The 21,398-nt window shown below is 68.2% G+C and carries 19 protein-coding genes and 1 pseudogene; 9 read left to right on the top strand and 11 right to left on the bottom strand.

The features are described 5' to 3' along the window. Positions 1-21 precede the first annotated feature (21 nt). From BDO18943_RS26275 to BDO18943_RS26265, 3 genes are all read right to left on the bottom strand, one after another. A complete protein-coding gene (locus BDO18943_RS26275) occupies positions 22-240 on the bottom strand; it encodes a hypothetical protein (RefSeq protein WP_043180681.1) in 219 nt (72 codons plus the stop codon). A 228-nt stretch (positions 241-468) separates the two neighbouring features. Continuing rightward, positions 469-1,119, bottom strand: a complete 651-nt coding sequence (locus BDO18943_RS26270) for an NADPH-dependent FMN reductase (protein WP_175024630.1) — start codon at positions 1,117-1,119, stop codon at positions 469-471. A gap of 311 nt (positions 1,120-1,430) precedes the next feature. Next, positions 1,431-1,736 (bottom strand): NIPSNAP family protein, encoded by a 306-nt coding sequence (locus tag BDO18943_RS26265; RefSeq protein WP_122949615.1) that lies wholly within the window; start codon positions 1,734-1,736, stop codon positions 1,431-1,433. 280 nt (positions 1,737-2,016) lie between these two features. Between BDO18943_RS26265 and BDO18943_RS26260 the strand changes: the two genes are divergently transcribed. From BDO18943_RS26260 to BDO18943_RS26250, 3 genes are all read left to right on the top strand, one after another. Beyond that, positions 2,017-2,805, top strand: coding sequence for a GNAT family N-acetyltransferase (locus BDO18943_RS26260; RefSeq protein WP_175024629.1), 789 nt, complete (start codon positions 2,017-2,019; stop codon positions 2,803-2,805). Between the two features lie 359 nt (positions 2,806-3,164). Beyond that, positions 3,165-5,249 carry a potassium-transporting ATPase subunit KdpB gene (kdpB, locus tag BDO18943_RS26255; protein WP_175024636.1) on the top strand — a complete coding sequence of 695 codons (2,085 nt, stop codon included), beginning with the start codon at positions 3,165-3,167 and terminating at the stop codon, positions 5,247-5,249. 40 nt (positions 5,250-5,289) lie between these two features. Further along, positions 5,290-5,988 carry a response regulator gene (locus BDO18943_RS26250; RefSeq protein WP_175024628.1) on the top strand — a complete coding sequence of 233 codons (699 nt, stop codon included), beginning with the start codon at positions 5,290-5,292 and terminating at the stop codon, positions 5,986-5,988. A gap of 8 nt (positions 5,989-5,996) precedes the next feature. On the opposite strand, the gene BDO18943_RS26245 is transcribed toward BDO18943_RS26250, so the two are convergent. The 4 genes from BDO18943_RS26245 to BDO18943_RS26230 all read right to left on the bottom strand — a co-directional run bounded on the left by BDO18943_RS26245 (position 5,997) and on the right by BDO18943_RS26230 (position 11,785). Beyond that, on the bottom strand, positions 5,997-6,650 hold the full coding sequence (locus tag BDO18943_RS26245) for a lytic transglycosylase domain-containing protein (protein WP_175024627.1): 654 nt from the start codon (positions 6,648-6,650) through the stop codon (positions 5,997-5,999). A 127-nt stretch (positions 6,651-6,777) separates the two neighbouring features. Then, positions 6,778-8,136, bottom strand: coding sequence for a DUF3999 domain-containing protein (locus BDO18943_RS26240; RefSeq protein WP_175024626.1), 1,359 nt, complete (start codon positions 8,134-8,136; stop codon positions 6,778-6,780). Next, complete coding sequence (locus BDO18943_RS26235; protein ID WP_175024625.1) at positions 8,133-11,510, bottom strand: DUF2339 domain-containing protein; 3,378 nt, start codon at positions 11,508-11,510, stop codon at positions 8,133-8,135. The genes BDO18943_RS26240 and BDO18943_RS26235 overlap by 4 nt, the downstream gene beginning before the upstream one ends. A gap of 26 nt (positions 11,511-11,536) precedes the next feature. Continuing rightward, positions 11,537-11,785, bottom strand: coding sequence for a hypothetical protein (locus BDO18943_RS26230; protein ID WP_175024624.1), 249 nt, complete (start codon positions 11,783-11,785; stop codon positions 11,537-11,539). 207 nt (positions 11,786-11,992) lie between these two features. Between BDO18943_RS26230 and BDO18943_RS26225 the strand changes: the two are divergent. From BDO18943_RS26225 to BDO18943_RS26205, 5 genes and pseudogenes are all read left to right on the top strand, one after another. After that, a pseudogene (locus BDO18943_RS26225) lies at positions 11,993-13,284 on the top strand (quaternary amine ABC transporter ATP-binding protein); the annotation flags it as partial. Next, positions 13,277-14,173 carry a choline ABC transporter permease subunit gene (gene choW / locus BDO18943_RS26220; protein ID WP_043180664.1) on the top strand — a complete coding sequence of 299 codons (897 nt, stop codon included), beginning with the start codon at positions 13,277-13,279 and terminating at the stop codon, positions 14,171-14,173. The pseudogene BDO18943_RS26225 and the gene choW, both read left to right, overlap by 8 nt. Positions 14,174-14,280: 107 nt before the next feature. Continuing rightward, a complete protein-coding gene (locus BDO18943_RS26215) occupies positions 14,281-15,279 on the top strand; it encodes a GlxA family transcriptional regulator (protein WP_011354068.1) in 999 nt (332 codons plus the stop codon). A gap of 98 nt (positions 15,280-15,377) precedes the next feature. Further along, entirely contained in the window at positions 15,378-16,325 is a 948-nt protein-coding gene (locus BDO18943_RS26210) for a choline ABC transporter substrate-binding protein (RefSeq protein ID WP_175024623.1), read from the top strand. 294 nt (positions 16,326-16,619) lie between these two features. Further along, positions 16,620-17,246 (top strand): trimeric intracellular cation channel family protein, encoded by a 627-nt coding sequence (locus tag BDO18943_RS26205; RefSeq protein WP_175024622.1) that lies wholly within the window; start codon positions 16,620-16,622, stop codon positions 17,244-17,246. A 9-nt stretch (positions 17,247-17,255) separates the two neighbouring features. Here the strand turns inward: BDO18943_RS26205 and BDO18943_RS26200 are convergent, their stop codons facing one another. Next, positions 17,256-17,681 (bottom strand): PACE efflux transporter, encoded by a 426-nt coding sequence (locus BDO18943_RS26200; protein WP_175024621.1) that lies wholly within the window; start codon positions 17,679-17,681, stop codon positions 17,256-17,258. 147 nt (positions 17,682-17,828) lie between these two features. On the opposite strand from BDO18943_RS26200, the gene BDO18943_RS26195 reads away from it, so the two are divergent. Beyond that, positions 17,829-18,752 (top strand): LysR substrate-binding domain-containing protein, encoded by a 924-nt coding sequence (locus tag BDO18943_RS26195; protein WP_175024620.1) that lies wholly within the window; start codon positions 17,829-17,831, stop codon positions 18,750-18,752. A gap of 54 nt (positions 18,753-18,806) precedes the next feature. Here the strand turns inward: BDO18943_RS26195 and BDO18943_RS26190 are convergent, their stop codons facing one another. The 3 genes from BDO18943_RS26190 to BDO18943_RS26180 form a co-directional block, all read right to left on the bottom strand. After that, the gene (locus BDO18943_RS26190; RefSeq protein ID WP_175024619.1) at positions 18,807-19,529 is read right to left on the bottom strand and encodes a hypothetical protein; all 723 of its coding nucleotides are present in this window, start codon (positions 19,527-19,529) and stop codon (positions 18,807-18,809) included. A gap of 157 nt (positions 19,530-19,686) precedes the next feature. Next, positions 19,687-20,835 carry a WD40/YVTN/BNR-like repeat-containing protein gene (locus BDO18943_RS26185; RefSeq protein WP_175024618.1) on the bottom strand — a complete coding sequence of 383 codons (1,149 nt, stop codon included), beginning with the start codon at positions 20,833-20,835 and terminating at the stop codon, positions 19,687-19,689. A gap of 67 nt (positions 20,836-20,902) precedes the next feature. Then, positions 20,903-21,172 carry a MoaD/ThiS family protein gene (locus BDO18943_RS26180; protein WP_175024635.1) on the bottom strand — a complete coding sequence of 90 codons (270 nt, stop codon included), beginning with the start codon at positions 21,170-21,172 and terminating at the stop codon, positions 20,903-20,905. Positions 21,173-21,398: the final 226 nt, after the last annotated feature.

Raw genomic sequence — 21,398 nt, 5'->3', positions numbered from 1 at the left:
CGCGTGCCGGTCAGGCGTGCGTCACGCGTGCGTGTCGACCCAGAGGCGGCCCCAGCGGGACGCGTAGGCCAGCGCGTGCTCTTCCTCGAAGAAGAAATCGATCGCGTCGAACGACACGGCGCGCGGCGACGGGCCGCCGCTCGCCTTCTCGATCGTCAGGTTGGCGGCGAACAGCCCGTTCGGCAACCGGGCGGCAGCGGGGGCAACTTCGTAGCCCTTGTAGCGGATCGTACGGTTCATGGCGTGCGCGGAGAAAGTTCGGAGGTTCAGCGTACGAAAACCCGCCCGCGGCGTGAACCAATCTTTCGGCCAATGCAAATCACGCGGTGGGCCGAATCGTTATCGGCGCGGGGCACGGGCGGCACGGAGAGGCGTCGGCGTGCGCGGCGCGTGGCCGCTCGTCCGAATGCACGCCGCCCGCGCCGGCGAATCGGGTCGGCCGGGCGCGGGCGGTGGAAGGCGGGGAAGTTACTGGTTGGCGATCTTCAGCACGGGCGCGAGCGCATCGACCGATGCCGCATGCGACGCCGCGCGATGCGATGCGAACGCGAGCGCGAACTCGGCCGCCTGCGTGCCGACCGTCTCGAGTTGGGCGACGACCTTCAGATCGGAGCAACTGTCGGCGCTGTCGAAGCGCGTTTCGAGCGTGTTCACGGTCGCGCCGAACGGCGTCGGCCAGCCGCGCAGCGCGTGCACGATCGAACGCAGCGACGTCAGCACGGTGCCGGCCGCCTGCCAGCCGTAGGCGGTGACGATCAGGCCGACCGCGCGTCCGTCGAGATAGGGGCGATCGTCCGCGCGCAGTTCCTCGAGCGTGTCGAGCGCGTTCTTCACGAGGCCGGAGACGCCGCCGTGATAGCCGGGCGTCGCGATGATGATCGCGTCGGCCTGGCGCACGGCGTCGATCAGTTCGCGCTGCGCGTCGGTCAACGTTTTGTGTTCGGGCGCGTAGTGCGGCAGCGTATGCAGGAACGGGCCGTCGAACAGGCGCGTGCGTGCGCCGGCCGCCTGCGCACCGCGCAACGCGAACGACAGCGCGCGTTCGGTCGACGACGCTGCCCGGGTGGTACCGCCAATGCCGACGACGAACGGGCGGCGGTGTTGATCGAATGCAGTCAAGGGGCGCTCCTTGGGGATGGCTTGCCCGGCTAAGCACAGGCTTAAAACCCAGATGGTAACGACCCCGCCGCCACTCTGAAAACGACTTTTCGTTCTATCGATATGCCGCGCGGCAGGGGCAATCGTGTGCCCGGCCGTCCAGATCGATAGCAGAAATGCTTGGTTGGGAGGGCGGGCCGTGGTCGATAAGATGGGCCCGTCTCCTCCTTGATGTCTCTACTGACATGGGTTGGCCCCGCCGCGCGGATGCAGGCGGGGCTTTTTTTCGTCCCGGTCGGGAAAAGGGGCGCGATGTGCGGGGCCGTTGTCCGTTACTCGAATACCGGCCGGAAGAAGCTGCGCTCGTAGCTGACGATGCAGCGCGTGTCCTCCGCGTAGCGGAACGCGGCCTGGCAGGCCGGATCGTCCATCGAGCGCTCGCGGTAGCGCTCGTATTCGGCGAGGCTCGGGAACGAGAACATCGCGAGCGCAATGTTGTTCGCCCCTTCGGACGGCAGGAAGTAGCCGTGATGCGTGCCGCCGAATTTTTCGACGAGCGGAATCCACATCTTGCCGTAGGTCTCGAACTGATCGAGCTTGTACGGATCGATGACGTAGCGAAGGAAGCAGGTGACCATGAGCGCGCTCGGTGCGGGGAGGAACCAGCGAGTCTGGATGGCGCCGCCGCATGTGTCAACGGCGCACGTGTCGGCATTCGATGCCGACGTGAATGGCGTTGCTTGCGCGCACAACGATCGGTCCGGCTTCACGCGTCCTTCACCCCGCAAACGAAGCCGCGACACGCATCGATGTCACCGTCCCTCCACACGCATTTCCCCAAACTTTTACGACATTTTTTCTTGCGAGGGCAGCCAGCGCGCTCATAGACTTCGGGCATCCCAACCACGGAGCAAGGCAATGTCGATACCCTGGAATGCGATCGCCGAACACACGCCTGCCGCGCCGCCTTCGGTGTGCGCCGATCGGGTGATCGTGAGGCGTTTCGATCCGGCCTTCGACAGTTATGCACAACTCACGCCGATGCTGCATCGCGCGTTCGCGCGGCTCGGCGCGATGGGGCTCAACTGCACGTGCGTCGACCAGGGCGAGGACGTCACGCGCCGTCGCGCGGAAGCCGGTGAGTGCTACGTCGCCGTGTGCGGCGGGCGGGTGATCGGCACGGCCACGCTGTATGCGACCGATCCGTCGTCGGCGTGCTCGCTGTACCGGCGCGAAGGCGTCGCGAGCGTGCGGCAGGTGGCGGTGGACCCCGATTGCCAGAGCCGCGGGATCGGTGCGCTGCTGCTGTCGTTCGCCGAGCAGTGGGCCGCGTTGCGCGGCTATACGCTGCTCGCACTCGATACGCCGCATCCCGCTTCGCACTTGCTGGCGTTCTACGGCGCGCAAGGTTTCGACGTCGTCGACGTGATGCGTTTCGACGGCAAGCGTTACGACAGCGCGATCCTCTGCAAGCGGCCCGTCGCGCAGGTTGCACGTCGCGTGTCGCCTGCGTCGCGCATGGCCGTACGCGTGGCGGCCGTGCGGCGTCTCGCCTATGCGTTGCCGTCGCGCGTGGTCGCGGTGGCCCGGCGCGACCTGCATGTGCGACGTGGCGCAGGCTGGGCAGCGCGACGCGCGGCCGGTGCTGCGAGCTGCCGCTCGTCGCCGTGGCGGCCGCGTCAGCACGGGCGCTACACGTTCGGCTGAACGCCGTGCGCCGGTTCGTTTTCCTGCTTTGCCGCGTAAACGTCGTATGAGCGGAGTGTGGCGCTCCCGCTCGTGTACGGCCCTTGAGACACCCCCGCCGCGCCGCGGCGAAACGGACGTTTACGCGCTTTTTATACCTTGACGCGATCCTTTGCCGCGATCTTCACGCGAACCTTCATAAGATGGTTTCGTGGAAACGGAAGCCGCACGCGAAAACGCGCGAAGGCAGCCGGCTCGCCTGACCGATGCCGGATGCCGCTGCGCGGGCGTGCCGGCAAAAGGAAACCGCCATGTCTCTCTCACCCGTGCCAGGCTCGCGCCCCGCGCAGCCAGCTCATCCGCGCACGGCCGTGCGCTCGATGTTCGATCCCGCGCTCGTGCGCCCCGCGATCGCCGATTCGTTCAGGAAACTCACGCCGCGTACGCAGTTCCGCAATCCGGTGATGTTCTGCGTGTACGTCGGCAGCATCCTGACCACGATCCTGTGGATCGCCGCGCTGTTCGGCCAGGCCGAAGCACCCGCCGGCTTCATCGTCGCGATCGCGCTGTGGCTGTGGTTCACCGTGCTGTTCGCCAACTTCGCCGAAGCGCTCGCCGAAGGGCGCTCGAAGGCGCAGGCCGCATCGCTGCGCAGTGCGAAGCACAACGTGGTCGCGAAAAAGCTCGCGGCGCCGCGTGCGAAGGCACCCGTCGAGGTGATGGCGTCGACCGACCTGCGCAAAGGCGACGTCGTGCTCGTCGAAACCGGTGACACGATCCCGGCCGACGGCGACGTGATCGAAGGTGTCGCGTCGGTCGACGAATCGGCGATTACCGGCGAATCCGCGCCGGTGATCCGTGAGGCGGGCGGCGACTTCTCGTCGGTCACGGGCGGCACGCGCGTGCTGTCCGACTGGATCGTCGTGCGGGTCGCCGTCAATCCGGGCGAGGCGTTCCTCGACCGGATGATCGCGATGGTCGAAGGCGCGAAGCGCAAGAAGACGCCGAACGAGATCGCACTGACGATCCTGCTCGTTGCTTTGACGATCGTGATGCTGCTCGCGACCGCCACCTTGCTGCCGTTCTCGACGTTCGCGGTCGAAGCGATGAAGGCCGGCCATGTCGTGACGATCACCGCACTGGTTGCACTGCTCGTGTGCCTGATCCCGACGACGATCGGCGGCCTCTTGTCCGCGATCGGCGTAGCGGGGATGAGCCGGATGATGCAGGCGAACGTGATCGCGACATCGGGCCGCGCGGTGGAAGCGGCCGGCGACGTCGACGTGCTGCTGCTCGACAAGACCGGCACGATCACGCTGGGCAACCGCCAGGCATCGGCGTTCGTGCCCGCGCCGTTCGTGACCGAGGAAGCGCTGGCCGATGCCGCGCAGCTGTCATCGCTCGCCGACGAAACGCCGGAAGGCCGCAGCATCGTCGTGCTCGCGAAGCAGCGTTTCAACCTGCGCGAGCGCGACATGCATGCGCTACATCCGGTGTTCCTGTCGTTCAGCGCGCAGACGCGGATGAGCGGCGTCGATCTGTCCCCCAAGGGGACTTCCTCCGGGGCGCCGGGTCGCGAGATCCGCAAAGGCGCGGCGGACGCGATCAAGCATTACGTCGAGTCCCACGGTGGCCGCGTCACGCGCGAAGTCGAAGCGGTCGTGACCGACATCGCGCGCCGCGGCAGCACGCCGCTCGCGGTGGCGGAGCGTGTCGACGGTGTCGCTCGCGTGCTCGGCGTGATCGAGCTGAAGGACATCGTGAAGGGCGGCATCAAGGAGCGCTTCGCGGAACTGCGCAAGATGGGCATCAAGACCGTGATGGTGACGGGCGACAACCGGCTGACGGCCGCGGCGATCGCGGCGGAAGCGGGGGGCGACGATTTCCTCGCGGAAGCGACGCCGGAAACCAAGCTCGCGACGATCCGCGAGCATCAGGCGGTCGGCCGCCTCGTCGCGATGACGGGCGACGGTACCAACGACGCGCCGGCGCTCGCGCAGGCCGACGTGGCGGTTGCGATGAACACCGGCACGCAGGCGGCGAAGGAGGCCGGCAACATGGTCGACCTCGACTCGAACCCGACGAAGCTGATCGAGATCGTCGAGATCGGCAAGCAGATGCTGATGACGCGCGGCTCGCTGACGACGTTCTCGATCGCGAACGACGTCGCGAAGTATTTCGCGATCATCCCGGCCGCGTTCGCGACGACGTATCCGCAACTGCGCGTGCTCGACGTGATGCACCTCGCGTCGCCAGCGTCGGCGATCCTGTCGGCGGTGATCTTCAACGCGCTGATCATCGTCGCGTTGATCCCGCTCGCGTTGAAGGGCGTGCGCTATCGTCCGCTCGGCGCCGCGCCGCTGCTGCGCCGCAACCTGCTGCTGTACGGCCTCGGCGGCGTGCTGCTGCCGTTCCCGTTCATCAAGCTGATCGACATGGTGCTGGTGGCATGCGGATGGGTTTGAACATGCGCGCGCATCGCGCACCGGACGAAGGCGCTGCCGGATGAGCGAACCGACCGTCGTCATCGTGATCGTCGACGAAGACAGGTTCATCCGGCATTTCGTCCGTGTCGCGCTGAAGGCCGAACACATGCACGTCGTCGAGGCTGCGACCGGTGCGGCGGGCGTGGCGGCCGTCGGTGCACGACGGCCCGACCTGATCGTCGCGGATACGAACCTGCGCGATCTCGGCGGCACCGAACTGATCCGTGCGCTGCGCGCGTGCTCGGCCGCGCCGCTGATCGTGCTGTCGGCGCTGAGCGCGGAACGCGATAAGGTGGCCGCGCTCGACGCGGGCGCGGACGACTACCTGACCAAGCCGTTCGGCGCCGCCGAGCTGATCGCGCGGATTCGCGCACATCTGCGGCGGCAAGCCGGCGGCGGGCGCATCGATGCGGTGTGCGTACGCTTCGGCGACGTGACAGTCGATCTCGCCGATCGCCAGGTGCTGCGCGGCGGGGCGCGCGTGCATCTGAGTCCGATCGAATTCCGCTTGCTGGCCGCGCTTGCGCATCACGCGGGCCGATTGCTCACGCACGACCGCCTGCTGAACGAGGTGTGGGGTGCGGCGCACGGTAAGGATGCGCACTACCTGCGCGTGTATGTCGGCCACCTGCGGCGCAAGCTGGAGTGCGATCCGCGGCGGCCCGCATACATCGTGACGGAGACGGGCGTCGGCTACCGGCTTGCCGGCGCGCAGTAGCGACGAGCTCAGGGGTTCGCGGCGGTGCGCAGTGCGTCGCTCGCCGCGTCGTTCGAACGGCGCAACTGCGCATCGAATTGCTGCACGCGCAGCGCGACGCGTTGCGCATAGCGTTTCGTGCCGCCGTTGTAGCGCACGAGCGCGGTTTCGACGTCGCCGTCCGCGTCTTCGAGATAGCCGCGGAAGATGGCCGCGCCGATCCGCACGTTGGTGGCCGGATCAGAGAGGTCCTTCACATGCGCGACGAGATCGCGATGGGCGGTGGGCAGCACCTGCATCAATCCGCGCGCACCGGCGACACTGACCGCACGGCGATCGAAGCCCGACTCGACCGCGATGATCGCGAGCAGCAGCGCCGGGGCAAGCCCGTAGCGATCCGATTCGGTCTGCACCGCGCGCGCGATCGTGCGCGCATCGGCATACGCGATGTGAAAGCGGTTGCGCAGCGCGGTGACGATCGTGTCGAGGGTGGGGGGCGGCGAGGCTTCGGACGTGCTGGCGGCGGCGACCGGTGCCGCTGGTGTGTCATCGGCGTGCACGGGCAATGCGATCGACAGCGGCAGCGCGATCGTGAATGGCAGCAGCAGCCGCTTCAGCCGCAGGGCCGGGTGCACGCGCAGGCGTGGCGCCGGCCGCTCATACGATGGATAGGTTTCCTGCATGTCGTCGCATCGTGGTTCCGATGCGACGACTGTACGCAGTTATGCATTGCGACCGTCGAAAGAAACCGGCACGCGAGATAAACGGCGCGTAAAGACGGGCGACGGGGGCGCGCATGACCGCGCGGTGTCACTCGTCGCGGCCGCGCGTATCGCCGCCGCCTTTCGCGAGGCGCCATGCAATCGTGCCGAGCACGCCGACCGCGACGATCAGCGCGCCCCACAGCACGAAGCGGCGCGGCGCGTCCGTATCGGCGGCCGGCGCCGGCACGACCGCCGATACCGGCAACGCCGCGCCGACGCGCGCGGGCCGCACTTCGGGCGCCATGCCGACCAGCAGTGCGTCGCGGCTCACGGCCGACGACACGCGCGACGCGTCGCCGACGCCGAGCGTAAACGGCGGCGCGCCGCGCGCGACGAACGTCAGCGCGGCCGGATGCCAGCCGATCGCGACGGCCGGCTGGCCGCCGCCGAAGCCGCCGTTGCGCATGTCGACGACGATCCGCCACGCGCGATCCGTATTCGCCGCGAACTCGAGCGGCGGATTGCGCTGCTCGCCGGCCTTGCCCTGCAGCCGGAACAGCACGGCGCCCGCGACGTCGCGCCACGGCGCCTGCGCGTCGGCGCGGCTCTGCAGCGTCGCGCGCGCGACGGTATTCGGCTGCGGCAGGTCGATGCGTACGCGGTCGACGGGATACGCGCCATCGGTGTCGAACAGGTACTCGCCGGGCGTGCCGCCCGCCCGCACGTGGACGGCATCGCGCCATTGGCGCGGCACGGAGGCGGTGTCGGTCCCGTGTGCGTTGCGCGGGTGCGTCTCGACGTCGATCGACGCGATCGCGGGCGCGCCGTCGAGCCAGTCGAGCCGCAGGTAGCGCGGCGCCGCGCCTTCGAGCGCGATACGCTCCTGCACCAGCATGTCGTCGCCGTGGCCCACCTTCAGCAGCTGCGTGCTGCCGAGCGATCGCCAGCTGCGCAGGTCGTCGCTGGCTTCGACGGCGACACGCCCCTGGTAGCTGTCGTCACCCACGTGTACGAGCAGCGCGTCGATGTCGCCGTCCGCATGAGACAGGTCGACGAGATCCGCGCCGTGCTTCGCGCGCGCCGGTGTGGCGACGCCCGCGCGCAGCGCGCCGTCCGGGCCGACCGTCACGCCGAGCGGCGCGTTGCCGTTGTCGGCGCGGGCGGGCGGCAGCGGGAACCAGTGCACCGGCGTGCGCGCAGGCGGCACGGCGGGCGTGACCACGGCGGGCGCGTCGAGCGAATACGGCACCGGCTCGCCCGCGCCGTTGAAGATGCGCACGTCGCCGAGATCGTCGCGCCGGCTCGCCGCATAGACGGGCTGCGGCACGGTGAGCTGGTAGTACGCGGCGGCGCCGTCCAGGTCGAGCGAGAAGCGCTGCGTGCCGCGCCCGGCACCCGGCGTGCCGTCGGCCGCCGCGACCGACGCGAGCAGGCTCAGGCCGAGCAGGGCGGCGAGTCGTTTCATGGCGTGTCGTCCTGTTGCGCGGCGGTTTTGGGCGGCAGCGGCGAGAAATAGCCGATCAACAGCAGCAGCACGCCGATGCCGATGAACGACACGATGCGCTCGATGCCGGTCACGTGCGACAGGTCGAACAGGAACAGCTTGACGACCGTGAGCGCGAGCAGCGCGGCGCCGACGAACCACAGCGGACGCAGCCTGCGGCGCGTGGCCCAGATCGTGATCGCGAGCGCGCAGAGTGTCCAGTACACGGACACCGACGCCTGCACGAGCGTTGATTCCGCCATCGCGCCGAGTTCGTACGGCACGCCGGCCCAGTGATGCAGCGTGCGCAGCAGGATCGCGTTCAGCCACAGGAACGCGGTGGCGCCGGCCGCACTCAGCAGCGCGACACGATAGTTGTCGAACGACCAGCCGAGCTTGCGCGCACGCACGAACCACGTCGCGGCGAGCGCATAGACCACCGCGAGCACGAGGTCGAGCGGGTTGAAGAGTGGCACGCGCGCCCAGCTTCCGCCGTCCTGCGTGAAGTTCGCGTAGAAGGTCCACACCCACATCACGACGATCAGCGGCAGCGACGCGAGCGCGCACACGCGGGCGATGCCGTCGCGGCGCGTCAGCCACATGCCTGCGAACGCGAACAGGCTCCAGCCGACCATGAACACCTGCTGGATGCCGAACGACGACAGCACGGTGTCGATGTCGTAGACCATGTGGAAGCGGTGATGCAGCGTGCGCAGCATCAGCGCGTTGAACCACAGGAACACGGTGGCGATGGCCGCGTAGTCGACGACGCGCGGATGCCACGCGATGCCGAGCGTTCGCAGGCGGCGCAGCCACACGGCGAACGCGACGAACACGAGGAACTGCGCGATGTCGAGCGGGTTGAGCAGCGGGAGCCAGAAGAGCGGCGCCGCGTTGCCGTCGCTGGTCACGCTGGCGATGCTCCACAGCCACAGCAGCGCGGCGAGCGGTGCCGCGCCCCACACCTGGTACGCGCGCGGGAACGCCGCGACAGGCCAGCGCAGGCGCGAGCCGGGGCCGGACACCAGCAGGAGCAGCGCGCCGAAGCCGTAGGCCCACGCGCTCCAGCTCCACGCGCCTTCGGGCACGTACGCGCGCAGGCGCCAGAAGCCTTCGAGCGACAGCAGCCCGCACAGGGTCCAGAACGTCAGCGTGTGCAGCGGCGCGAGGATGCCTGCGGCGATGGAATGCGTCGTGCCGTTCGCGGAATCGGCGCTTGCCGTGCCGCGCGACTGGCGCCACAGCAGCGCAAGGCCTGCGCCGACGGCGACGGGCCAGGCGAACGCGCCCAATCCCGACAGTGGCGCTTCATGTGCATCGAACACACGCAGCGCGAGCAGCGCCAGCACCGGCGTCAGCGCGAGCGCGGGCCATTCGGCGAGCGGCCACGCAAGCCGGCGGCGCGCGACGTGCGCGAGCCACGCGGTGCCGGCCGCGAACAGCGCGGTCGTATCGACGACGAAGCGGTCGGCATGCAGGTCGACGTGACGGCTCGCGTAGACGAGGATCTCGTGCAGGCCGCCGCTCACCCACCACAGCAGTCCCCACGCGGCAGCGGCGGCACCGATCTCGGGCATCCACGCATGCCACGCGCGCGCTTCGCTGCGCCCGTGCAGCCACCAGCCGGTGAACAGGCCGGCGAGCGCGATCAGCAGCATCGCGATGTACGGGCTGTTCAGCACGGGCAGCGCGGTGGCGTCGGCCGGCCCGAGCAGGCTCGTGAAGAACGCGCCGGCCGCGGCAACCTGCATCAGCAGCCCGAAGGCGAACCGCAGCATGCGCTTCTCGCGCACGCCGAGCCAGGCGACGGCCGCGCCTTCGATCGCCCATGCGGCGCTGGTCGTCGGGCCCGAGAACGCGAGCGGCACGGCCAGCGTCGCGAAGATCACCGCGAGCGCGAGCGTGGATTCGAACAGTAGCGCGAGGCGGTCGCGGCGCCGCGCAAGCCACGCGGTGACCACGACGTAGAACGCCGACAGCGCGACGGCGCTCCACGCGAGCCCGAACGGCATGTCTTTCACGAGCGATGCCTGCAGCGCGGTCGCGACGATCGGCGTGCCGAACACCAGCGTGCCGTCCACGTAGTGCCGCAGCGCGAGTTCGCGCTTCACCGCATACAGCAGCGCGATGCCGACATACATCAGGAAGAACAGGATGAGGAACGGCTCGGTGCTCGCGAACAGCGCGGGGCGGTAGGCCGTCACGCCCCACGCCGAGCCGATCGTGAACGTGAACACGAAGCCGAGCAGGTTCAGCGGCCGCCAGGCCTTGAACCACGCGATCGCGAAGATGCCCGCGTTCAGCAGCGCGTAGTAGCTGAACAGCGCGACGTGGTTGCCCTGGCCGGTCGACAGCAGCACCGGCGCGAGAAAGCCGCCGGCGCTGCCCATGAACGCGAGCGGCAGCGCGTTCTGCCGCACCGCGAGGAACGCGCTCAGCGCGCACACGGCGACCATCAGCGGGAACGCAGCGCCGACCGGTAGCAGTGCGTAAAGCTTCGTCGCGGCGAAGATCGTCAGGTACAGGATGCCGACGCCGCCTCCTTGCAGCACGAGCCCGTACGCCGCGCGGCGCGCACGCACGCGCCAGCCGATCGCGAGCAGCGCGGCCGCGGCGAGCGCGGTGCCGGCGAGGCGGAATTCGATCGGCAGCATGTTGTTGTCGGCCGCGTACTTGAGCAGGAACGCGACGCCGAAGAACAGCACGATGATCCCGATGCGCACGACCGTGTTGCCGCCGAGCAGCCAGTCGCGCGCGGCGCGGAAGGCGCGCTCGACGAGGTCGGGTTCGCGCGGCTTGGGCGGCGCGGGCGGAGCCGACGGTGCAGAGGGCACGCGCGTTTCGCTTGCGCGGGTCGCCGCGGCCGGTGCCGGTATCGATGCCGGTGCAGCGGCGCGAGCCGGTGCCGAAGCGGATGCGGGTGCGTCCGCACGTGCGGCAGCCGGCTGCGCAGGCGGGCGCGGCGGCAGGGCGGCCGAAGGCGGGACGGGTGCGGATGGGGTGGCAAAGGCGGCGCTGATCGGCGTGTGCACCATCGCGTCAGTCGTGGCCGAACCGGTCTTCGCACCGGCCAGCTGGCCGCGCAGCGACGCGACTTCGCGCGTCAGCGTCTCGACGGTTGCTTCGAGGCGCGCGACGCGCTCGGCAAGCGGAACCGGCGGCTGTACGGGGGGTGCCTGCATCGCGAACGTGTCGGGTGCCGCGCCCTTGGTCTTGCGCTTGCGCTGTTGCAGCGTGTTGTCGAGGCAGAACCCGATCGCGGCGCCGAGCATTGCGCCGGTGATGGCGGAGAAATCCCCGATCAATGCGGCAATCCCGCCCACGATGAAGCCGATTGCGGTAAAAGCCCAGTTCATCTCGCCTTGCTCCCTCTCTCGTATCGTTATCGGCCCGCGATCGGACTTGTGCCGATCGAGGCGGTGTCGGCATGGCCGGCAGGCGAACCGGCATGCGCGGCTGACAACGGTAGCCGCGTGGCGGCCTGCGTCGCGATCAGCCTGTTGGCGGGGAATGTATCACAGCGGCCGTCGCGGATTTTCCGGGGTGGCGCGGTATCGCGGCGCGCGCCGTCCGGTGTCGTCGCGCGGCTTTTTGCACGGTCATGCTTTTTATTGGTGGATGCCTCGCTCATTCGTCTGAGCAGATCGACGTGCGATCGGACGTGAAATTGTCGTAAAGCGACGCGTGCCCGATGCGAATCGGCGCAAAACGCGACGCGATCTGCGTCGCGCTGCTGCGCACAAGTCCGACGCGCGATGCCCGCCGTTGTTGGTCGTGCGCGTATTGCGCCGCCGCAATCGGGTGCCGCCGCGTGCCGCGGCCCGCCAGGCGGGGCTGGAGGCCGTGTCGTATTTGCGCAAGCGTTTGTCGTAATTCGTCGGCAGGTCGGGGTTTTTTCTGGCAACTATGTAGGCACGCTATGACAAGCGCGAGTCCCCGCTACACGAGGAGAAGGTTTCGATGGATGCCCCCAAGGTCGTGGTCGAAGGTCTGTGCAAGGTGTTTGGAAGCAACCCGCAGCAGGCGCTCGACATGCTCGCCGCCGGCGCGACGAAGGACGAGGTGCTCAAGCGCACCGGTCAGGTCGTCGGCGTGCACAACGTCTCCTTCGATGTGCAGGAAGGCGAAATTTTCGTGCTGATGGGCCTGTCCGGCTCAGGCAAGTCGACGCTGATCCGCCTCGTGAACCGCCTGGTCGATCCAAGCGCCGGCAAGGTGATGATCGACGGGCTCGACGTCGCGTCGGCACGCCGCTCGGCGCTGACCGCGCTGCGCCGCAAGGACATGAGCATGGTGTTCCAGTCGTTCGCGCTGATGCCGCATCGCTCCGTGGTGTCGAACGCCGCGTTCGGCCTCGAGGTCGCGGGTGTCAGCAAGAAGGAACGCGAGCGCCGCGCGATGGAAGTGCTCGAGCAGGTCGGCCTCGCGCCGTTCTCGCACAAGCTGCCGTCCGAGCTGTCGGGCGGCATGCAGCAGCGCGTCGGCCTCGCCCGCGCGCTGGCCGTGAACCCGTCGCTGATGATCATGGACGAGGCGTTCTCCGCACTCGATCCGCTCAAGCGCCGGGAGATGCAGGATGTGCTGCTGCAACTGCAGAAGGAACAGCGCCGCACGATCATGTTCGTGTCGCACGATCTGGAGGAGGCGCTGCGCATCGGCAACCGCATCGCGATCATGGAAGGCGGCCGGCTCGTGCAGGTCGGCACGCCGCAGGACATCATCGCGAACCCGGCCGACGATTACGTGCGCGCGTTCTTCGACGGCATCGACACCAGCCGCTACCTGACGGCCGGCGACCTGATGCAGACGGGCGCCGTGCCGATCGTGTCGAAGTGCGATGCCGCGAACGTCGCGGCGACGCTGAACGGCAGTGCCGACTATGCGTTCGTGCTTGATGCGCAACGCAAGCTTCGCGGCTTCGTCACGCGCGATGCGATCGGTCAGGCGACGCCGTCCGTGAGCCCGATCGAATCCATCCGCCGCGATGCGTCGCTCGAACATGTCGTCGCGCGCGTGGTCGCGAGCCCGAATGCACTGCCTGTCGTCGACGACGACGGCTGCTACTGCGGCTCGGTCGATCGTGCGCTCATCCTGAAGGCCATCACGCGTTCGCGAGGTTCCCATGTCTGAAATGATTCCGCTCGGTACCTGGGTCGACCAGTCCGTTCACTACCTGCTCGACCACGACGCCAAGACGTTCGACACGATCGGTCAGGCGATCGAGGGGCTCGCGGCATTCGTCGAGCACAGCCTGCAGGCGATCCCGATGTGGATGATGATGGCGATCTTCATCGGCGTCGGGCTGTGGCGGGTGGGCTGGCGCTTCGCGCTGTTCACCACCGCGTCGCTGCTGCTGATCTTCGCGACGGGCTTCTGGGATCAGACCGTCATCACGCTCGGCCTCACGCTGTCGTCGACGATCATCAGCCTCGTGCTCGGCATCCCGCTCGGCGTCTGGGCGGCGAAGAGCAAGTGGGTGGCCGCGATCGTGCGCCCGATCCTCGACCTGATGCAGACGATGCCCGCGTTCGTCTACCTGATTCCGGCCGCGATGCTGTTCGGTCTCGGCCGCGTGCCGGGGATCCTGTCGACGGTGATCTTCGCGATGCCGCCTGCGGTGCGCCTGACGAGCCTCGGTATCCGCCACGTGAACCGCGAGATCGTCGAAGCCGGCCAGGCCTTCGGTTGCACGCCGTGGCAGTTGCTGTACAAGGTGCAGTTCCCGAATGCGCTGCCGTCGATCATGCAGGGCGTGAACCAGACGATCATGATGGCGCTGTCGATGGTGATCATCGCGTCGATGGTCGGCGCGGGCGGCCTCGGCAACGACGTGCTCGCCAGTATCCAGCGCCTCGACATCGGGCTCGGTTTCGAAAGCGGTCTGTCGGTCGTGCTGCTCGCGATCATTCTCGACCGCATCACCGAAAGCTTCGGCCGTGCGCCGGGCACCGTGAAGGCGCCGCTGTTCTCCGGCCTCAAGCAGCTGTTTCGCGTGAAGGCCGCACCCGCACAGGCCTGACCTCCGGCGGCCGGAATCCCCGGCCGCTCACCCTGAATAGAGATAACGGCTTCCGCGGCTTCGGCCGCGGGGCTGGCCCCCTGCAACCTCCTCGCCAGGAGACCGATGTGACGTCCGCCGTCGCTGTCGCGCCCGCCGCCTGCGTTTCACCGGTTTCGTCCCTCGCCCATTTCGGCTTCCTGACGCTGCCGAACTTCTCGATGATCGCGTTCTCGAGCGCCGTCGAAGTGCTTCGGATGGCGAACTACGTCGGACGCGCCGATCACTACCAGTGGTCGATCTACTCGCTCGACGGCAGTCCGGTACACGCCAGCAACGGCATCGCGGTGCGGCCCACGCAGGCGCTCGACTACACGAACCTGCCCGACGTGATGATCGTATGCGGCGGCATCCGCATCCGCGACGTGGTCGACGAAGGCGCGCGTGATACGCTCGCGGCGCTCGCCGAACGCGGGCTGCCGCTCGGCGGCATCTGCACCGGCGCGTATGCGCTGATGTCGAGTGGGCTGCTCGACGGCTATCGCTGCACCGTGCACTGGGAGAACCTGTCCGCGCTGCATGCCGAGTTTCCGCAAGTTGGCTTCGCCGATGAACTGTTCGTGGTCGATCGCGACCGGCTGACCTGCACCGGCGGCACCGCGCCGCTCGACCTGATGCTGAACCTCGTCGGCATGCGGTTCGGCCAGCAGCTGGCCGCGCAGGTCTCCGAGCAGTTCATCCTGGAGCGCATCCGCAGTTCCACCGACACGCAGCCGATTCCGGTCGATGCGCGCGTCGGCTTCTCGCGGGCGGAGCTGATCGAGGTCGTGCGGCTGATGGAGGCGAACATCGAGGAGCCGCTGTCGCTCGAGGAGCTCGCGCGGCTCGTGCGGCTGTCGCAGCGACACCTGCAACGGATGTTCAAGGTGTACCTGAACGTGTCGCCGACCCACTATTACCTGACGCTGCGCCTGAAGCGCGCGCGCGACCTGCTGCGCACGACCGACGCGTCGATCGCGCGCGTGACGACGGTCTGCGGTTTTCATTCGCCGTGCCATTTCAGCAAGGCCTACCGCGCGCAGTTCGGCCATGCGCCGAGCTACGAGCGCCGGTTGCCGGGGCGCTGACCGACCCTATGGTCCGCGACGCCGCCGGGATCGCGGCGCGCGGCTTCAATAAACGATCCCGCATTCAAGCAAACGACATCACTTTGAGGAGAAGCAAGATGAAGCGCCTATTGATCGCAGCGGTGTGCGGGATCGGGATAACCGCACCGATGTCGGCCGTGTATGCGGCCGATCCGCCCGTATGCAAGAACGTGCGCTTCGCGGATGTCGGCTGGTCCGACATCGCGGCGACCACGGGCCTCGCGTCGACGATGCTGCAGGGGCTCGGCTACAACCCGACGAAGACGATCGCATCGGTGCCGATCACGTTCGCGGGGATCAAGAGCAAGCAGATCGACGTGTTCCTCGGCTACTGGTCGCCGACGATGGACCCGATCATCCAGCCGTTCACGAAGGCCGGCACGATCAAGGTGCTTGCGACGCCGAACCTGACCGGCGCGAAATACACGCTCGCGGTGCCCGACTACGTGTACCAGGGCGGCCTGAAGTCGTTCGCCGATATCCAGAAGTACGCGGACAAGCTGAACGGCAAGATCTACGGGATCGAACCGGGCAACGACGGCAACCTGCTGATCAAGAAGATGATCGACGGCAACCAGTTCGGCCTCGGCAAGTTCAAGATGGTCGAGTCGAGCGAGGCCGGGATGCTGGTCGAGGTGAATCGCGCGATCCGCGACAAGCAGTGGATCGTGTTCCTCGGCTGGGAGCCGCATCCGATGAACGTGCAGATGAAGATCGACTACCTGACCGGCGGCGACGACGTGTTCGGCCCGAACTACGGCGAAGCGAAGGTGCTGACGGCCACGCCGCCCGACTATTCGCAGCGCTGCCCGAACGTCGCGAAGTTCGTGTCGAACCTGCAGTTCACGACGACGATCGAGAACCACGTGATGATGCCGATCATGAACAAGGAAGACCCGAACAAGGCGGCGGCCGAGTGGCTGAAGGCGAACCCGCAGGCGCTCGACAAGTGGCTCGCGGGCGTGACGACGCTCGACGGCAAGCCGGGCCTGCCGGCGGTGAAGGCGTATCTCGGCGTGCATTGAGCGAGGTGCGTCGGGTTTCACGGCGCTGGCCGGAAGCCTGACTGTTGTTGAGCCGGCGGAAGCAGGACCCACATCCTGCTTCCGCCGGCTTTTTGCATTCGGCTTCGTGCGCGGCCGACGGTGAGCGCGCGATGCGCTAGACTGCCCGATCTCGATCGAGGAGGCCGCGATGATCCGCAACACGCGTGGGGATTCCGGAAGGCGGCAGGCAGACAGCGGGCGGCTGAACGGCGCGGCTGCCGGTGCGGACGCAGGCTGCAACCGGACGCGGCCGCACTCCGGCAATTCTTTCGCATGAAGCGCATCGAGCAAGTCGTGCTCGCCGCCGATCTTGCGGGCACGGCGGTGTTCGCGGTCGAGGGCGCGAATGCGGCAATCGGCGCCGGGCTCGACCTGTTCGGTGTGATGGTGCTGTCGCTCGTCGTCGCGCTCGGTGGCGGCGTGATCCGCGATCTGCTGATCGGCGCGCGGCCGCCCAGCGCCGTGAGCGACTGGCGTTATCCGGCGCTCGCATTCGCGTCCGGGCTGTTCGCGTTCGTCTTTCATGCGCGGGTGGCCGAGTTTTCGCCGTCGATGCTCACGACGCTCGATGCAGCCGGCCTCGCGTTGTTCGCGGTCGCGGGCGCGGTGAAGGCGCTCGAATTCCGCGTCCACCCGTTCATCGCGACGCTGATGGGCGTCGTGACCGGGTGCGGAGGCGGCGTCGTGCGCGATGTGCTGCTCGCACGGATCCCGGTCGTACTGGTCACGGACATTTATGCGAGCGCGGCGCTGCTCGGCGCGGTGTTCGTCGTGTCGTGCAGGCGGCTCGGGTGTCCACCGGTCATCGCGGCCGTGCTGGGCGGCGTCGCCTGCTTTGCGTTGCGGATGGCGGCGGTGCGCTTCGGCTGGCAATTGCCGAAAATTGCCACGGGCGCGTGAGCGTTCGGCTCACGCCCCCTTCGTCGCCGCCGGCACGTCGAATACGCGATCGAACGCCCACTGGAACACGAACGCGTAGCAGAAGAAGAACGCGAACAGTCCGATATCGACGACGAAAGCGTCGAACCACGAGATTCGGAGCCACCACGACACGACGGGCACGAGGATGAAGATCAGCCCGCCTTCGAATCCGGTCGCATGCAGGATCCGCCGCCCGAGCGTGCGCGCCGGCTGCCGCCGCGACGCTTCCCAGCGCTCGAACAGCGCGTTGAAGATCATGTTCCACAGCATCGCGATCGCCGACATCATCGCCGACAGTGCCCCCGAATAGACGAGATCCTGCTTGAAGATCGCGGCGATCACGGGCGAGATGCAGGAAATGGCGATCGCTTCGTAGAGCACCGCCTGCGTAATCCGGCGCGGTAGGCCTTGCACGTTGTTTCTCCGGGTCGACGACACGCGCCGCGGCACCGTGCCGCGACGTCCCGCAAGGCTATCCGCGTTGCACGCCCGCTTCAATTCACCTAATCTCACCCCGATTGAATCGAATTCAACCCGGCCGCATCCGGCCCGCGAGGCCCCGTGTTCTCGAAAATCCCCCTGACCGCATTGCGTGTATTCGAGTCTTCGGCGCGGCTCGGCGCGTTCAAGGCCGCCGCGGACGAACTGTCCGTGACGCCGGCCGCCGTGTCGCACCAGATCAAGTCGCTCGAAAGCCGGCTCGGCGTGCTGCTGTTCGAGCGCGGCGCGAGCGGCGTGCGGCTCACGGACGAAGGCGAGCGCCTGTTTCGCGCGAGTCACGATGCGCTGCTCGCGTTGAGCCGCGGGCTCGATGCGGTGCGGCCCGAAGCGACCGGCGAGCGCACGCTCGTGCTGACCACCACGCCCGCCTTTGCCGCGATGTGGCTGATTCCGCGCCTCGGCCGGTTTCGTCACGTCGATCCGCACCTGCACATCAAGGTCGAAACCGGCAACACGCTCGCCGATCTTGAACGCGATGCGCGGATCGATCTGGCGATTCGCGCGACGTCGCGCACGTTTCCGGCGCTGAACGAGATTGCGCTGATCGACGAGTATTTCGGCGCGTATGCGGCGGCCGGATTCGACGCGCATCGCACGGACGAGCCGCTCGACCTGATCGAGACCGTGTGGGATACGCCGCTGCCGGTGTCGGTTGACTGGGCGTCGTGGTGTGGCGCAGCCGGTCGCGAATCGTGGCTTGAACGCGCGGTGTTTCGCCACTACGACGACGAGCATTACGCGTTGCAGGCGGTGCTGCACGGGCAGGGTATCGCGCTGCTCAGCTCCGTGCTGGCGGCCGAGCATGTCGCACACGGGGCATTGACGCCGATCGAGCCGTCGGTGCGGCTCGACGGCGCGCGCTTCGTCGCGCTGTGCCGGCCGGGGCGGGAACGGGAGCCGCAGGTCAGGTCGTTTCTCGACTGGCTCGAAGCGGAAATTGCGCAGACGCGGCAAGCGGTGGCGCGGATGGCGAGAGGGGGCTGAGCGGGAACGCATGGCCGCACCGCTCGTCATGCGCGGGCGGGTGTGCCGCTCCGGTCATTGCCCGGGGCGTATCGGCTTTGCGAGCTTCGCGTCGCAACGCCAGCTTCGGTCGCGTATCGCTGCGATCTGCGCGACGGCCGGACTGCGCCATGCGTCGGGCAGCTTGCAGGTGCGACGGACGGCGCGTTTCGCGGGCGTTTCGTCGCCAGGGATCGGCGCGTCGCTGTCGTGCACGTCTCCCGTCAATGCATTGACGCTCGTATGGGATTCGCTGCTGCCGCTGCCGTCCCAGCGGAAGTCCCAACGATCCTCATCCCATCCCGCGACGATCCATTGGCCGTTGCGCGTCGTCACGCGCCAGGTTTCGCCCCAGCGCATCGAACTGCCGCCGTCATTCCGCACCAGCAGCGAACCATGGCTGATGTCGAGCGGCTGGTACGGATCGCCCATCACGCCGCCGTCGTCTGGTCCCATCGCGATCGCGTCGTTCGTGAGTACGCGCTTGCCGTCGACGAAGATGCGCAGGCGTCGCGGGCCGTCGGGCTGCCCGCGCAGCACGTCGATGCAGGCGGTGACCGGCTGGGTCGAGCCGAACGCGCCGCGGATGCTGTCGTCGAGTGTGTAGCCGGTGTCGACTTTGCCGCATGGAGCGTCGGTCGTGTTGGTCAGCACAGCGCCATGGGCGGTGGAGGCGGCGAGGGCGGTGAGCGCAAGCAGCGCGCGCAGGCGGTGCGGCGCAGCGGCGAAACGCTCGGGAAACGACCGGAGAAATCGCATGGCGACGGGAGGATGAGAGGCCGGGCGTGCAGTGTAAGCGATTCGGCGGGCCGATCGGGCGGCGTGCGGAGGCGCGGTTTGCCGACGAGCGGGCCACCGCATTTTGCATCGGCTTCGACGTTCCGGAGCGGGCCGGCAACCGGCCCGTCGCCCGTCGTTACCCGAACCTGACGCAATAAACCGGCGGCAAATGCGCAGACACCAGCCGCCAGTTTTCCCCACCGTCGTCGGACGTCCATAACCCGCCCGTCGTCGACGCCATCGCGAGGCGCGTGCCCGAATCGTCCACCGCGAGCCCGTGCCGATACACGAGGTCGTACGCCGGTGCGGGCGGCAACCCGTTCGTGAACTGCTCGAAACTGCGCCCGCCGTCGCGCGTGCGCGTGACGACGAACCGGCCGTTCACCGGAATCCGGCACGCGTCTTTCACGGCCGGCACGAACCACGCGGTATCCGGCTCGCTCGGGTGTACGGCCACCGCGAAGCCGAAGCTCGAAGGCTGCGCCTCGATGCGCCGCCAGTGTTCGGCGCCATCGGTCGAGCGGAAAATTGCGCAGTGATGCTGCGTCCACAGCACGTCCGGGTTGGCCGCGCACTGCACGACGCGGTGCGGATCCTGCATGTTGGGTTCGCCGCGCCGCTCGGGCGGCATGTAGTCGGCTTCCATGCCGTCGGCGGTCACACGCCACGTCGCACCACCGTCGGCGGTCTGCCAGACGCCACCGCACGAGATGCCGATCGTCACGTGCCGGCTGTTGCGCGGATCGACCATCACCGAATGGATGCCCGGCGCATCGTATCCACCGCCGCCCCATTCGGCGCGCTCCGGGCGATCCCACAAGGCCCGGTTGAGCACCCAGGAACTGCCGCCGTCGTCGGAGCGGAACAGCCCGCCGGGAATCGTGCCGGCCCACAGCGCGCCCGGTTCGTCGGCGCCGCCGGCTTCGAGCGACCAGATCTGCTGAAGTGTCCACGTAGGCGGTGGCGGCCCGGGTGGCGCGTCGTCCGCGTCGCCGGTGCCGGCATTCACGCGGGCGCTGGCGGGTGGGGCGTCGGCAGGTTGCGGCGGATAGACGGGAACCGCGCATTCTTCCCAGTCGGCGGCGCCGGCCTGCCTGCGGTGCAGCTTGACGCCGAAATGGCCGAGGTTCAGCGCGGCATACAGCGTGCCGTCGCGCGGGTCGGCCAGCGCCATGCTGACCGGCTCGCCGGCGAAGTGCGGTTCACCGAGCGTCCAGCCGCCGTGGCGGTCGGCCTGCAGGACGAACAGGCCCTTGCGGGTGGCGACGAGCAGTCGATCGTTCATGTGCGATGTCTCCTGATGGCCCGATCTGGCGGTCGGGTGCTGGATCGGGGCGGATGCATGCGTCCCCTTATCCGCCCGTTAGCGCCTGCACGACATAGACCCGGCTGGCATCGCCGAGTACATCGGACAGATGTTGCCGGTCGCGTATCGGCTGGCCGTCGATGAATACCGACAGGTGTTTGCGCAGCGCACCCTGGTCGTCGAGGATGTAACCGCGCAGTCGCGGCTGCTTGCCGAAAACGGTGTCGAATGCTTCGCCGAGCGTGTGCGCGTCGATTTCGCGCTCGGGCGTTTCGATGTGCCGCTGGATCGAAGCGGCGAAGAAGAGGTGCGCCATGGCGGTGGCTGGCAGGAGCCGCGCGGAGGGGACGGTCTGTAGTTTAGGCGATCCTTTGGAGGCGGAAAGGTGACGTCGCGTAGTCGCGGTGCGCCGGTGCGTCGGATGCGTCCGGTCGACACGATCCGGCGATTCGGCAACAATCCTGCCCGGATCGTCATCGCAAGCCGGGTTCGGTTGCAATGCCGGTCGACGGTCGCACGCGTTCCATTTACCGATGAAGGAA

It is taken from the genome of Burkholderia aenigmatica, from assembly GCF_902499175.1.
Taxonomy (GTDB): domain Bacteria; phylum Pseudomonadota; class Gammaproteobacteria; order Burkholderiales; family Burkholderiaceae; genus Burkholderia; species Burkholderia aenigmatica.
This window is presented reverse-complemented; position numbering and strand designations above follow the sequence as displayed.

Bases quoted from the DNA above. Each gene is read 5' to 3' on its own strand.
- BDO18943_RS26275 (WP_043180681.1), bottom strand. From the start codon at position 240: ATGAACCGTACGATCCGCTACAAGGGCTACGAAGTTGCCCCCGCTGCC.
- BDO18943_RS26265 (WP_122949615.1), bottom strand. From the start codon at position 1,736: ATGGTCACCTGCTTCCTTCGCTACGTCATCGATCCGTACAAGCTCGAT.
- BDO18943_RS26260 (WP_175024629.1), top strand. From the start codon at position 2,017: ATGTCGATACCCTGGAATGCGATCGCCGAACACACGCCTGCCGCGCCG.
- kdpB (WP_175024636.1), top strand. From the start codon at position 3,165: ATGTTCGATCCCGCGCTCGTGCGCCCCGCGATCGCCGATTCGTTCAGG.
- BDO18943_RS26250 (WP_175024628.1), top strand. From the start codon at position 5,290: ATGAGCGAACCGACCGTCGTCATCGTGATCGTCGACGAAGACAGGTTC.
- BDO18943_RS26245 (WP_175024627.1), bottom strand. From the start codon at position 6,650: ATGCAGGAAACCTATCCATCGTATGAGCGGCCGGCGCCACGCCTGCGC.
- BDO18943_RS26240 (WP_175024626.1), bottom strand. From the start codon at position 8,136: ATGAAACGACTCGCCGCCCTGCTCGGCCTGAGCCTGCTCGCGTCGGTC.
- BDO18943_RS26235 (WP_175024625.1), bottom strand. From the start codon at position 11,510: ATGAACTGGGCTTTTACCGCAATCGGCTTCATCGTGGGCGGGATTGCC.
- BDO18943_RS26230 (WP_175024624.1), bottom strand. From the start codon at position 11,785: ATGAGCGAGGCATCCACCAATAAAAAGCATGACCGTGCAAAAAGCCGC.
- choW (WP_043180664.1), top strand. From the start codon at position 13,277: ATGTCTGAAATGATTCCGCTCGGTACCTGGGTCGACCAGTCCGTTCAC.
- BDO18943_RS26210 (WP_175024623.1), top strand. From the start codon at position 15,378: ATGAAGCGCCTATTGATCGCAGCGGTGTGCGGGATCGGGATAACCGCA.
- BDO18943_RS26205 (WP_175024622.1), top strand. From the start codon at position 16,620: ATGAAGCGCATCGAGCAAGTCGTGCTCGCCGCCGATCTTGCGGGCACG.
- BDO18943_RS26190 (WP_175024619.1), bottom strand. From the start codon at position 19,529: ATGCGATTTCTCCGGTCGTTTCCCGAGCGTTTCGCCGCTGCGCCGCAC.
- BDO18943_RS26185 (WP_175024618.1), bottom strand. From the start codon at position 20,835: ATGAACGATCGACTGCTCGTCGCCACCCGCAAGGGCCTGTTCGTCCTG.
- BDO18943_RS26180 (WP_175024635.1), bottom strand. From the start codon at position 21,172: ATGGCGCACCTCTTCTTCGCCGCTTCGATCCAGCGGCACATCGAAACG.